This is a genomic window from Pseudoalteromonas sp. SiA1, from assembly GCF_018732205.1.
Lineage (GTDB): Bacteria > Pseudomonadota > Gammaproteobacteria > Enterobacterales > Alteromonadaceae > Pseudoalteromonas > Pseudoalteromonas tetraodonis.
In genome coordinates this window covers 2,423,107-2,435,340 of record NZ_CP076084.1, presented here as the reverse complement: position 1 = coordinate 2,435,340, position 12,234 = coordinate 2,423,107, and the positions used below count along the sequence as shown (strand labels likewise).

Sequence of the window (12,234 nt, the reverse complement as noted above, 5' to 3'; positions counted from 1 at the left end):
TAATCCTAGCGCTTAATTAACCAAGCCATTGCGATGGATTGATTAATGCTAAATTACTTGAAGCTAAAGAGGCTAAAACGTCATCCGAGGGGAGTGTAAGCTTTTTTGCGGCGCAGTAGCTGTCTATTAATTGTGTTAACTGTTCTTGTGAGCAACATCCTATAATTGCATTTTCGATATGAGGGGCTTTTTGCGCAATAATTGCTAATGCGAAAGTTAGCCGATTGCAGCCTAATTCATTAATAACACGATTATACTGAGAAAACTCATTATTAAACTGTGAAAAATAAGCGTTATTTTGAATCATTGGCTCTAATAAAAGCCCTTGTAAAAATATCGAGCGAGCGTGAAGCTTTATATTTTTTTCTATTAGCTTATCGATAATTTCAGGTTGTATAAAACGTTGATCTAACCAATTAACAGGAGCTTGAATCAGATCTAAATTAAACCTTTCACTAAGTAATTCAAGTTCTTTAGGATTATAAACAGAAACACCTATTCGCTTAACTATGCCTTTGGTTTTTAACTGCTCTAGCTGCGAAAAATAGTCTTCCCCTGAGCTGCTTAAAAGCAACTCACAATTATGAAATAACACTGCATCAATTGAGTCACAGTTCAGATTTTTTAAGCTTTTTTCTACCTGCGCGTGAATATTTTCACTTGATACTTTAGTAACGATAGATAAAGCTTGGCTTAAACCCGATTGGCCAATATTACTCTCGCTAATTCCATAAGCTGATGCCGTATCAACCACTGTAATGCCAGCGTCTAGCGCAGCACTAAGTATTCGTTTGATCTCATTTTTTTTTACCTGCCCAAGGGTGTTACTAATACCATAATTCAAACCAAATTGGGCGGTTCCTAAAGCGATTTTCATAGTTGTTTAGCTAATGTTTCTATTATGAAGTTTTGTTCTGAATTAGTTAATCCAGGATGCAAAGGTATGGTGAGAGCGCAGCTGTAGTATCTCATTGCATTTGGAAAGTCATTTGCCTTAAAGCCAAGCTCTTTGTAATAAGGTTGTATATGAATTGGAATGTAATGCAAATGACTCGTTATGCCTTGCTCTCTTAAACTACAGATAAGAGAATCATGTTTTACAATTGCATCACCAAACAAGGTTAAAATATATAGATGGTAACTAGAATAGCTTTGGTGTGATTGAGTTAAATGATTGATAGACATATCTTTTAGCTTGCTAGTATATACTTTAGCTAGCTGGTTGCGTTTTGCAACAAATTCATCAAGCTTTGAGAGCTGGCTAAGGCCTAGTGCAGCTTGTAACTCAGTCATTCTATAATTAAAGCCGAGTTCAACTTGCTGATAGTACCAAGGGCCATGACTTGGCTCTGTCATTTCACTCTGATCGGATGTAATCCCGTGACTACGTAAACGCACCATTTTATTAGCAAGTCGTTTGTTGTTTGTTACCGCCATTCCACCTTCAGCTGAGGTGATTATTTTGACTGGATGAAAGCTAAATACGCAAATATCTGAAAACTCACAGCTGCCCACAGGCTTACCTAAATATTTTGCACCAATAGAATGTGAAGCATCTTCAATAATCTTAAAGCCATATTCAACTGCAAGTTGATATATAGCCTGCATATCACATGATTGACCTGCCAGGTGAACTGGGATGACTACCTTTGGTAAACGATTATTTTCTTTAGCAATAATAAGTTTTTTTTCTAACTCATCAGTGCACATATTCCCTGTTGCTACATCAATATCCACAAAGTCTATTTGAGCACCACAGTACAGTGCACAATTTGCGGAAGCAACGAACGAAATAGGGGAGGTCCACACGATGTCATCTTTCCCCACATTTAACGCTAAACATGCAACGTGCAATGCTGATGTGGCACTGTTTGTTGCACATGCATAGGTGCTGCCACAATAATTTGCGATGGCTTGCTCAAAAGCGGGTACTTTTGGGCCTTGCGTTAACCAATCAGATTTTAAGACATCAACTACTGCGTCGATGTCTTGTTGAGAGATAGCTTGTTTGCCGTATGGGATCATGGAGTCATTACTTTTAAATTAAGGCTTCAATATTGAAGGCTTCAATTTCTTCAATCGTCATGTAATGTGGGTTGTTCAAAGAGTTATATTCAAAGCCTTGCTGAACTTTTTTTCCCTTTTCATTAAGTGCATTAACTGTAAAGTCATTACTACGACTGCTAAATTTGATGCCTGGTGCAATTACAAAATGATCGTTATATTCATAGGTTTCAAAACACAGATCGGCAGGGCACATAACTTCATGAAGTTTCTCTCCTGGGCGAATACCAATAATTTTAATAGGTAATTCAGGAGCCATTGCTTTTGCTAAATCAGCAATTCGAATTGATGGGATTTTAGGTACGAAAATTTCACCGCCCAACATGCGCGCGAAATTTGTTAAAACAAAATCAACACCTTGTTGAAGGCTTATCCAAAAACGAGTCATTTCGTCATGAGTGATAGGGATGTGATCACGGCCTTCATTAATGAATTTTTGGAAAATAGGCACAACTGACCCTCGCGAACATACTACATTCCCATAACGCACTACTGAAAAAGTCGTTTTATGGCCGCCTGCAATATTGTTTGCCGCTACAAATAATTTATCCGAGGCTAATTTAGTGGCACCATACAAATTAATAGGGTTAGCTGCTTTATCTGTAGAGAGGGCAATGACTTTTTCAACATTGTTATCAAGTGCTGCATTAATGACGTTTTCTGCCCCATTAATATTAGTTTTGATGCATTCCATTGGGTTGTACTCTGCGGCAGGTACCTGCTTAAGGGCTGCAGCATGGATGACATAATCAACGCCACGCATTGCGCGATTTAGTCGTTCTTTATCTCGAACATCACCAATAAAGTAGCGCATGCAAGGCTGATCAAAATCTTGCTGCATCTCAAACTGTTTTAACTCGTCACGAGAAAAGATAATAATTTTTTTTGGACTGTACCGCTCTAATAGTGTTTTTACATACTTTTTACCGAACGACCCTGTTCCACCTGTTATTAAAACTACCTTTCCATCAAACATGAGATTCTCTCCACAGCTAACCAGCCTAATATTGCCAAATCTATTTTAAAAGTTAGATTTATACTTATTTACAGCTTTTTTATTTTTTTGATTACCAACTATTTTAACCGCTAATAGTTGTTTTTGAGCATCCATTTTAGCAGATAGCTGTTCTATTAGGTTAATTAAAAACTCAAGTTCAGTCGCAGAGTAAAAAGCTTTTTCTCTTGTAAGTGATTCACTTATATATGTATCAAGCTTATTATGAATACTCAGCGCTTGCTCAATATCCCAATCCTCTGAGTCATTAATCAAACTCACTAGCTCATTACAATATTTGCGAGTTTCACTATCTGTAACTTGTGAACTCGTTATTTGCTTTAAAGCCATTATAGTTGTGGTTCTCTTTGCTCGAATGGAATTGCTTCCCAACCTGATTTAATCTCTTTAATCAAGGTAATTACTTCATCGATTTTATCTATATTGTTTTCAAGGTTTGCAGTTAATAAGCAGCGCTGGCAGTAGTCATACAAAGAGTCTAAGTTAGTTGATACTTCATTATTGTGTTCAAAATTTAATACCTGCTGCAACGCACCAAGTAGCACAATACAATCAGAGATTGCGTTGCCTTTTTTTTCTAACTCTTTACGTTCAATAAATCCTTTTGCAGCAGAGAGCTTGCCAACAATATTCACAAACACGAGTTTAACTTGGTCGTAAGGCGTCATTTCTTTAACACTGCTAACTGTTATTTGACGGTATTTATTGATTGATGCATGAGCCATAGGTAATTCCTCAAATTTTAATAACATGTTCAGAACTCTAAGCAAGTTTAGTTCCAACATAAGTTTGACTATTACTTTATCGGCAAAAACAGTCACACCTTTAAGTAATAATAGCAGTTTTTATGTGTTTCTTCTGTGTGGAATCGTATCATTGAAAATCGCATTATATGTCGTTTAATTCATCCTAAGTATGTATATCACTAAAACTACCCAGGTAATTAATAGTTATAAAGTATTGACTTTGTGCGGCCAGTGTCTGTTTTTTGGCGTTAATGTCAAAAAATCGCCGCTATTGCTTGCATCCAAACCCAACTGGCTTACAATTTGATTAATAAAACAAATTAGTGAAATAAATGGCTCGCTAAAGATGATCTTAATTTTAGATAATAATAACAATCGCTCTATTGGATTATACGCATCGCTTACTTTTATTGGTGAGGCTGTACAGTTGCAAACAGAAGCTGACTTTGAACAGGCATGCAGCCACTATCAAAACAAAGAATGTATTGTGGTGTTAGGTGCTTTGCAGTCTTTAGATCACGAAAGTTTAATTAAACGATACCCAACATTTCCTTTTTTACTCATTGGTGAAACGCTTAAACCTTTGTTGAGTTTGGCTAATGTTGTGGGGTTGATATGTGAGCCATTTACTCATGAAATAACCACACAGCTGTTACACGACTGTCAGCAATATCAGCGCATGTTGCCGCATGAACATAAAAATAATAAAGAGAAAAGCACCTTTGATGGTCTTGTTGGTGAAACCAAAGCGGTAAAAGATTTACGCTTTTTAATTACGCAGGTTGCTAAAACCGATGCTAACGTACTTATTTTAGGTGAATCGGGCACAGGTAAAGAAGTAGTTGCCCGTAACGTACATTTGCTTTCTAAGCGTAACAAAGGCCCATTTGTACCAGTAAACTGTGGGGCAATTCCTGCAGAGCTACTAGAAAGTGAACTATTTGGTCATGAAAAAGGCGCGTTTACTGGGGCTATTTCAGCACGAAAAGGCCGTTTTGAGTTAGCGCAAGGTGGCACGCTATTTTTAGATGAAATAGGGGATATGCCACTGCAAATGCAGGTTAAGTTACTGCGAGTACTACAAGAGCGTAGCTATGAGCGCGTTGGTGGTACCAAAGCGATCCAAGCTGATGTGCGTGTGATTGCTGCAACCCACCGTGACCTTGAAAACATGATAGAAAAAGGCTCATTTAGAGAAGATTTATACTATCGCTTAAATGTTTTTCCTATTGAGAGCCCATCTCTTGCTCAACGCGCAGAAGACATACCATTACTACTTAAAGAGCTTATGCGCCGTGTAAATGAACAAAGCGGTACTACGGCTAAGTTTACAGAGCGTGCTATTGATAGTTTAAAAGAACATTCTTGGCCGGGTAATATTCGTGAGCTCGCTAACTTAGTTGAGCGTATGGTTATTATGTTCCCAGACAAGGTGGTGGATGTTCCTGACTTACCTAATAAATACCGCTACATTGAAGTTGAAGCCTATGAGCCACAGTACCCAGAAGAACTGATGGAGCGTGATGCATTTAATGATATTTTTAGCGGCGGATTTAGTGAAGATGAAATAGATCTAGAAGATGACTTTGCTCAGGCCGCACCTGGTTTATTGCCCGATGAAGGTATTGAGCTTAAAGAGTACTTAGCTGAGCTTGAAATTAACTTAATCACACAGGCATTAGAGCGCTTTGATTACGTTGTCGCCCGTGCTGCCGAGGTGCTTGGCGTAAGGCGAACCACTCTGGTCGAAAAAATGAAAAAATATAACCTATCGAGAGATTGAGAGCTAAGGGCAGGTTTCAGGTATTAGGTTAGAAAAACTAAACACCGCGTTTAATGCAAACTCGGCGCTATACTTGTCAGCGGGTTAACCCCGCGTCTCGTAACCCGTAACCCCACCTAGCCTAGCTTTTTAACTTCTTCTTTTCTAAAGCAATTATTACTATGATCGTTAACCATTCCACACGCCTGCATGTAGGCATACACTGTGGTTGGGCCTAAAAACTTAAAACCGCGCTTTTTTAAATCTTTTGCAAATAACGTTGATGCTTCAGTAACTGCAGGGTAATCCGCAAGCGTCTCTAAATCGTTTACCTGAGGTTTATTGCCAACAAACCGCCACTGGTAATCACTAAAGCTGCCAAACTCTTTTTGAATAGCAATGAAGCACTTTGCATTATTAATTGTTGCGGCTATTTTTAAGCGGTTGCGAACAATTCCCTCATTTTGCATTAATGTTTCTAGGTCCTGCTCAGTAAAGGCCGCTACTTTATTTACATCAAAGTTTGCAAAGGCGTTTTTATAATTAGCGCGCTTTTTTAATATGGTGTACCAACTTAACCCTGCTTGTGCCGATTCTAACGTTAAAAACTCAAAAAGTAGGTGATCGTCATACACAGGTACGGCCCATTCATGGTCATGGTAATCCACGTAGTCGGGTTTTGAAGTATCTAACCATGGACAGCGACACTGAGCTTCTTCTTTCATGCTTATTCCTTAGCGCGTCATTTTTACGGCACGTATTTTAACTATTTAAATTGTTGATATTATTATGAAATAATTTTGGTACATATTGTGCATTAGCTACAGTATCTACATTATTTTAGAGAGTTGATTATGGCCCTTGCAAGTGTGCTAAAACCCCAGTTTATTTCTGCTAATCAGTATAACCCATGTTTACTGCAAGAGGAGTATGTTGGTGAGTTGAGTGATTTGCGTCAACAAGCAAGTTGGCTCTCTCATCTGGTTGATACCATGCCTGCGGGCGTTATTGTACTTGATGGTAAAGGAATGATCGCTAAGGCAAACCAAATAGCTATCGATATGCTCGGCGAGCCATTAGAAGGAGAGAAGTGGTTTAGCGTTATTCAGCGCTCATTTCGTCCTCATCAAGATGATGGTCATGAAGTGTCGTTAAAAGATGGACGCTTAATAAAGCTCGATATTACTGCACTCGCGCCTGAGCCTGGGCAACTTATACTAATGACCGATTTAACCGAAACCCGACGCTTACAAAAGCGAGTCGCGCATATGCAGCGTTTAAGTGCCTTAGGTAAAATGGTTGCGTCTTTAGCTCATCAAGTACGCACACCGTTATCAGCGGCTATGTTGTATGCCGCAAATTTAGGCTCAAAACGCTTACCCGAAGCGTCTCGCGGCAGTTTTCATACTAAATTAATGTCACGTTTAAAAGATTTAGAAACCCAAGTAAACGACATGCTGTTATTTGCTAAAAGTGGTGATCAGCAAGTTGTTGAGCAAGTGTCGATGCAACAGCTACTAAGTGAAGTTAAAGCCGGTGCCGATGCTATGGTAGCGCTCAATGATAGCGAATTAAATGTGAGCTTACCTGAACCCGATATTGAAATTATGGGTAACAAAACAGCATTGGCAAGCGCAATTCAAAACCTAATTCATAATAGTATTCAAGTCATTGGCAGTGGTGCACAAGTACATCTTAGTGCTTTGCGTGATATACAAGACTCTGATTATGTTCGCATTAGTGTTAGTGATAATGGCCCTGGGCTTGATTTAGCACAAACTGAAAAAATATTTGAACCCTTTTATACCACTAAAAGCCAAGGTACTGGTTTAGGACTTGCCGTTGTAAGTTCAGTGGCCAGTGCACATCAGGGACGTGTTGAAGCAAACAACAACCCACAAGGGGGAGCAATTTTTAGTATGTTGCTACCTATTAGTGTCACATCTAAATTAGGGGAGTCACAATGAGTAACACTATTTTAGTTGTAGAAGATGACGCCGGACTTCGTGAAGCATTAATTGATACGCTTGAAATGTCAGGTATAGCCTGTATGGCCGCCAATAGTGCCGAGCAAGCCATGGTGCTACTAAAAAAAGAAGCATTTTCATTGGTGGTCAGTGATGTACAAATGGGCGCAATGAGCGGCTTGGATTTATTACGTAGTATTAAATTAAATTACCCTGATTTACCCGTACTAATGATGACGGCCTACGCCACTATTGATGATGCTGTAGAGGCTATGCGTTTAGGCGCGATTGATTATATGGCCAAGCCATTTGCACCAGAAGTGCTATTGAATATGGTGAGTCGTTACTTACCAGAAAAAGAAAAAGAAACAGACGGGCCCATTGTCGCCGACCCTAGTAGTATTCAATTACTCGAACTTGCTAATAAAGTTGCTCGATCAGATGCCAGTGTGATGGTGCTTGGGCCAAGTGGCTCTGGTAAAGAAGTACTGGCGCGTTATATTCATGACAAATCAAAACGCTGTAATGAACCGTTTGTTGCGATTAACTGTGCTGCTATTCCTGAAAATATGCTCGAAGCCACTTTATTTGGTTATGAGAAAGGCGCGTTTACTGGCGCGATTCAGGCCTGCCCGGGTAAGTTTGAACAAGCACAGGGCGGTACTATTTTACTTGATGAAATCACCGAAATGGATTTAGGCCTGCAAGCCAAGCTGTTACGTGTACTACAAGAGCGTGAAGTTGAGCGTTTAGGTGGTCGTAAAACCATTGCACTGGATGTACGTGTGCTTGCCACAAGTAACCGAGAGTTAAAAGAAGCGGTTGCTGAAAACCAGTTCCGCGAAGATTTATACTATCGACTCAATGTTTTCCCACTGCTATGGCGACCACTGTGTGAGCGCCCAGGGGACATTATTGTGTTGGCTAAGCATTTGATTGAACGTCATTTAAGTAAAAGCAAAGAGCCAATGGCGTATTTAGATAGCAGTGCAGAGCAAAAACTGCTTAGCCATAGCTGGCCCGGTAACGTACGCGAACTAGATAACGTTATCCAGCGAGCATTAATTTTACGCAGTGGAAATAGTATTGATGAGCATGCTATTTTTATCGAAAATCTAGCCCCAACGCATTTTGTGGCAGAAACTAAAGCTGACATTGAGCCTGTAAAAAGTAGTCTCAGTAACGCTTATTATGATGAAAAAGCAGCGCCTGCAGATGAGCAAAAAAATGATTTGTTAGCCGTCGATACTGGTAGTTACAAAGATGAGCTTAAAGATAAAGAACATCGTATTATTTTAGAAACCTTGGCACGCTGCCAAGGAAAACGCAAAGAGGTCGCCGAAACCTTAGGTATTAGCCCGCGTACTTTACGCTACAAATTAGCACAAATGCGTGATTTAGGTATTTCCCTCCCAGCATAACCCCCATAAGCCCTAAGTTCAATCACTTGAATTTAGGGCTGTCAAAACTCTGACTGCTTAATTATTTTACTTAAAGCGTTGTTTTAATTGGTTTTAATTTTTGGCATGTTTTGTGCTTTATTCTCTTTAAGAGTTTACTGCATTATCAGAGACAATTATGAAAATTCAAAACAGTGCTTTATTTCAAGAAATGCAATCAATGGCTGCAGAGGCCACACGTAGTAATCAAGTTAATAACTTGCCAACGCAAGTGCAATCAACCTCTACAGCACAGTTTGGTGACATGTTGAGTAATGCCCTTAATACAGTGCATGAACTTCAGCAAGACACAGGACAAAAAGTAAAAGCGGTAGAGAATGGCGACAGAAGCGTATCACTTGCTGAGGCTATGATTGCTTCGCAAAAGTCTTCTGTGGCATTTGAAGCTACGGTACAGGTTCGTAATAAGCTTGTTGAGTCTTATAAAGAAATTATGAACATGCCTGTTTAACTAGGTAGTGGAGAATTATTGTGGCGCAATCTAATCAATCTACAGATCTGGCACTTGCTGATGGCATGATGGAGCAAAGTGAAAACGAAGATCAACAAGAGCAAAAATCAGGCTATTTCAGTTCCCTTGGCGGTGTTGATGTTTTACGTCAAATTACCCTGATTGTTGCATTAGCTATTTGTTTAGCCATTGCTATTTTCGTTATTATTTGGGCTCGTCAGCCAGATATGCGCCCTTTAGGTAAAATGCAAACTGAAGAGTTAATAGAAACACTCGACTTTTTAGATGCACAAAAAATTGACTACCAACTTGATGGCAATGTGGTCTCGGTGGATGAAACTGAATATCAAAATATCAAGTTATTGATGACCCGTGAAGGTTTAGATCAAGGGCCTACATCAGGTAGCGACATTATTATGCAAGACATGGGGTTTGGGGTAAGCCAACGTTTAGAACGTGAGCGCCTTAAACATGGCCGTGAGCAACAACTTGCCCGTACTATAGAAGAGCTAAATAATGTTACTCGCGCCAAAGTATTGTTAGCTATTCCCAAAGAAAATGTATTTGCCCGTAGAGAGAAAAAACCCTCTGCGACTGTTGTACTTACTCTTAAACGCGGTCGCTCTCTAGATGGCGAAGAAGTTGACTCGGTTGTTGATATGATAGCTTCAGCGGTACAAGGGCTTGAGCCTTCGCGCGTTACTGTGACCGATCAAAATGGTCGTTTATTAAATTCAGGCTCGCAAACCTCTTTAGCTGCACGCTCGCGTAAAGAATACGATATAGAACGTAAACGTGAGCAAGAATACCTAGAAAAAATCGACAGTATTTTGATCCCCGTGGTTGGATTAGGTAATTACACCGCACAAGTAGATTTAAGTATGGACTTTAGTGCGGTAGAAGAAACACAAAAACGTTACAACCCAGATTTACCTGCGGTAAGAAGTGAAACGACCTTTGAAGAAAATAATATTGGTGGCCTAGCGGTTGGTATTCCAGGCGCGCTTACTAATCAGCCACCAGTTAACTCAACTATTCCTGAAGATGCGATGGCGGGCGGTGCAGGCACTGCAACCTCACCGAGTAGAACTCACAAAGAAGCCACTCGTAACTATGAACTCGATACCACTATTTCACATAAGCGTCAGCAAACTGGAGTGATCCGCAGAATAAGCGTCTCTGTTGCGGTTGATTACCTGCCTACGGTGGGTGAAAATGGTGAAACAACTATGACGCCACGCTCGGTTGAAGCCCTGTCAAATATTCGTCGCTTGTTACAAGGTGGCGTAGGCTTTGATATGCAACGTGGCGATGCACTTGAAGTAGTGACCGTACCATTTGTTCGTGAAGACTCAGCGCTTGATTTTGAGTTGCCTTTATGGGAACAAGATTGGTTTATGAAAATGATGCGCTTAGTATTAGGTGCACTGGTTATTATTGTACTGATTTTAGCTGTCGTTAAACCTATGCTTAAACGCTTAATCTACCCAGATAATACACTTGAAGAATACGATGAAGATTCTCTTAGTTCAGGTGTTGATCTTGGTGACAGCACATTAGATATGCTAAATAATGACTTTGATTCTGCTTCTGTTGGCTTCTCAAGCGATGGTACACTACGCTTACCAGACCTACACGGCGACGAAGACTTACTCAAAGCGGTTCGTGCCCTTGTAGCCAATGAACCAGAACTATCATCACAAGTAGTGAAAGCGTGGTTAACAGAAGATGACTGATCAAGAACAAAAACAACTACCTCAAGCGTTTGATGTTGATAAACTTGATGGTGTAGATAAAGCGGCAATATTATTGCTGAGCTTAACTGAAGAAGATGCAGCGCAAATCCTCAAGCACTTAGAGCCAAAACAAGTGCAAAAGGTCGGTATGGCCATGGCGGCAATCGATGATTTGTCGCAAGCTAAAATTAGCGCGGTTCATAATTTGTTTATTGAACAAATTCAAAGTTTTAGTACGATTGGTTTTCAGTCTGAAGACTTCATCAAAAAAGCACTTACAGCCGCATTAGGTGAAGATAAAGCCGCCAGCTTGATAGACCAAATAGTGATGGGCTCAGGCGCTAAAGGTCTTGATTCATTAAAATGGATGGACTCTAAACAGGTGGCTAACATTATTCGTAATGAGCATCCACAAATTCAAACAATTGTTCTCTCTTACCTAGAGCCTGAACAGTCGGCTGAAATTTTAGCGCAATTTCCTGAAAAAGTGCGCCTCGATTTAACCATGCGTATTGCTAATTTAGAAGAAGTACAACCGGCAGCATTGCAAGAATTGAATGAAATTATGGAAAAACAATTTGCCGGTCAAGCGGGTGCACAAGCTGCGAAAATGGGTGGCTTAAAAGCTGCGGCAGATATCATGAACTACCTCGATACCAATGTTGAAGGGCAGTTAATGGATTCAATCCGTGAGCATGACGAAGAAATGTCGCAACAAATTCAAGACTTAATGTTTGTCTTCGAAAACTTAATGGATGTAGACGACAGAGGCATTCAAGCAATCCTGCGTGAAGTGCCGCAAGATGTATTAATGAAAGCCATTAAAGGAACCGATGATGCCCTTAAAGAGAAAATTTTGGGTAACATGTCAAAACGTGCCGCTGAAATGCTCGCTGATGATTTAGAAGCTATGGCTCCTGTGCGCATTAGTGAAGTAGAAGCGGCGCAAAAAGAAATTTTATCAACAGCACGTCGCCTTTCTGATTCAGGTGAAATTATGCTTGGTGGTGGCGGTGGTGAGGAGTTCTTATAA

12 protein-coding genes are annotated in these 12,234 nt (G+C 40.0%); 6 read left to right on the top strand and 6 right to left on the bottom strand.

The annotated features are described in order from the left end of the window. Window positions 1–16: 16 nt before the first annotated feature. The 5 genes from KK487_RS11300 to fliS are packed head-to-tail and all read right to left on the bottom strand — an operon-like array spanning window position 17 to window position 3,804. Window positions 17–877: an aldo/keto reductase gene (locus KK487_RS11300; protein ID WP_013465568.1), complete on the bottom strand. Its 861-nt coding sequence runs from the start codon at window positions 875–877 to the stop codon at window positions 17–19. Beyond that, a complete protein-coding gene (gene pseC / locus KK487_RS11295; RefSeq protein ID WP_215521758.1) occupies window positions 874–2,025 on the bottom strand; it encodes a UDP-4-amino-4,6-dideoxy-N-acetyl-beta-L-altrosamine transaminase in 1,152 nt (383 codons plus the stop codon). Before pseC ends, KK487_RS11300 begins: the two co-directional genes overlap by 4 nt. Before the next feature lie 13 nt (window positions 2,026–2,038). Further along, window positions 2,039–3,040 carry a UDP-N-acetylglucosamine 4,6-dehydratase (inverting) gene (gene pseB / locus KK487_RS11290; protein ID WP_013465566.1) on the bottom strand — a complete coding sequence of 334 codons (1,002 nt, stop codon included), beginning with the start codon at window positions 3,038–3,040 and terminating at the stop codon, window positions 2,039–2,041. 45 nt (window positions 3,041–3,085) lie between these two features. Then, complete coding sequence (locus tag KK487_RS11285; protein ID WP_013465565.1) at window positions 3,086–3,409, bottom strand: hypothetical protein; 324 nt, start codon at window positions 3,407–3,409, stop codon at window positions 3,086–3,088. Further along, window positions 3,409–3,804: a flagellar export chaperone FliS gene (gene fliS, locus KK487_RS11280; RefSeq protein WP_013465564.1), complete on the bottom strand. Its 396-nt coding sequence runs from the start codon at window positions 3,802–3,804 to the stop codon at window positions 3,409–3,411. Before fliS ends, KK487_RS11285 begins: the two co-directional genes overlap by 1 nt. Window positions 3,805–4,171: 367 nt before the next feature. Here fliS and KK487_RS11275 point away from each other — a divergent pair, with 367 nt between their 5' ends. Further along, a complete protein-coding gene (locus KK487_RS11275) occupies window positions 4,172–5,608 on the top strand; it encodes a sigma-54 dependent transcriptional regulator (RefSeq protein WP_008112169.1) in 1,437 nt (478 codons plus the stop codon). A gap of 116 nt (window positions 5,609–5,724) precedes the next feature. Here KK487_RS11275 and KK487_RS11270 read toward each other — a convergent pair whose 3' ends face one another. Continuing rightward, a complete protein-coding gene (locus KK487_RS11270; protein WP_215521757.1) occupies window positions 5,725–6,312 on the bottom strand; it encodes a DNA-3-methyladenine glycosylase I in 588 nt (195 codons plus the stop codon). Window positions 6,313–6,441: 129 nt separating this feature from the next. Between KK487_RS11270 and KK487_RS11265 the strand changes: the two genes are divergently transcribed. The 5 genes from KK487_RS11265 to fliG all read left to right on the top strand — a co-directional run bounded on the left by KK487_RS11265 (window position 6,442) and on the right by fliG (window position 12,234). Next, on the top strand, window positions 6,442–7,554 hold the full coding sequence (locus tag KK487_RS11265; protein ID WP_128583041.1) for a sensor histidine kinase: 1,113 nt from the start codon (window positions 6,442–6,444) through the stop codon (window positions 7,552–7,554). Beyond that, window positions 7,551–8,975 carry a sigma-54-dependent transcriptional regulator gene (locus tag KK487_RS11260; protein ID WP_008112175.1) on the top strand — a complete coding sequence of 475 codons (1,425 nt, stop codon included), beginning with the start codon at window positions 7,551–7,553 and terminating at the stop codon, window positions 8,973–8,975. Before KK487_RS11265 ends, KK487_RS11260 begins: the two co-directional genes overlap by 4 nt. A 157-nt stretch (window positions 8,976–9,132) precedes the next feature. Then, window positions 9,133–9,465, top strand: coding sequence for a flagellar hook-basal body complex protein FliE (gene fliE, locus KK487_RS11255; protein WP_016899229.1), 333 nt, complete (start codon window positions 9,133–9,135; stop codon window positions 9,463–9,465). Window positions 9,466–9,485: 20 nt separating this feature from the next. After that, on the top strand, window positions 9,486–11,201 hold the full coding sequence (gene fliF / locus KK487_RS11250) for a flagellar basal-body MS-ring/collar protein FliF (RefSeq protein ID WP_024602023.1): 1,716 nt from the start codon (window positions 9,486–9,488) through the stop codon (window positions 11,199–11,201). After that, a complete protein-coding gene (fliG, locus tag KK487_RS11245) occupies window positions 11,194–12,234 on the top strand; it encodes a flagellar motor switch protein FliG (RefSeq protein WP_013465559.1) in 1,041 nt (346 codons plus the stop codon). The genes fliF and fliG overlap by 8 nt, the downstream gene beginning before the upstream one ends.

What these genes read in the sequence shown, in the direction of transcription:
- KK487_RS11265 (WP_128583041.1), top strand. Translation starts at nt 6,442, where the DNA reads ATGGCCCTTGCAAGTGTGCTAAAACCCCAGTTTATTTCTGCTAATCAG.
- fliS (WP_013465564.1), bottom strand. Translation starts at nt 3,804, where the DNA reads ATGGCTCATGCATCAATCAATAAATACCGTCAAATAACAGTTAGCAGT.
- KK487_RS11270 (WP_215521757.1), bottom strand. Translation starts at nt 6,312, where the DNA reads ATGAAAGAAGAAGCTCAGTGTCGCTGTCCATGGTTAGATACTTCAAAA.
- KK487_RS11300 (WP_013465568.1), bottom strand. Translation starts at nt 877, where the DNA reads ATGAAAATCGCTTTAGGAACCGCCCAATTTGGTTTGAATTATGGTATT.
- fliG (WP_013465559.1), top strand. Translation starts at nt 11,194, where the DNA reads ATGACTGATCAAGAACAAAAACAACTACCTCAAGCGTTTGATGTTGAT.
- pseC (WP_215521758.1), bottom strand. Translation starts at nt 2,025, where the DNA reads ATGATCCCATACGGCAAACAAGCTATCTCTCAACAAGACATCGACGCA.
- KK487_RS11285 (WP_013465565.1), bottom strand. Translation starts at nt 3,409, where the DNA reads ATGGCTTTAAAGCAAATAACGAGTTCACAAGTTACAGATAGTGAAACT.
- KK487_RS11260 (WP_008112175.1), top strand. Translation starts at nt 7,551, where the DNA reads ATGAGTAACACTATTTTAGTTGTAGAAGATGACGCCGGACTTCGTGAA.
- pseB (WP_013465566.1), bottom strand. Translation starts at nt 3,040, where the DNA reads ATGTTTGATGGAAAGGTAGTTTTAATAACAGGTGGAACAGGGTCGTTC.
- fliE (WP_016899229.1), top strand. Translation starts at nt 9,133, where the DNA reads ATGAAAATTCAAAACAGTGCTTTATTTCAAGAAATGCAATCAATGGCT.
- KK487_RS11275 (WP_008112169.1), top strand. Translation starts at nt 4,172, where the DNA reads ATGATCTTAATTTTAGATAATAATAACAATCGCTCTATTGGATTATAC.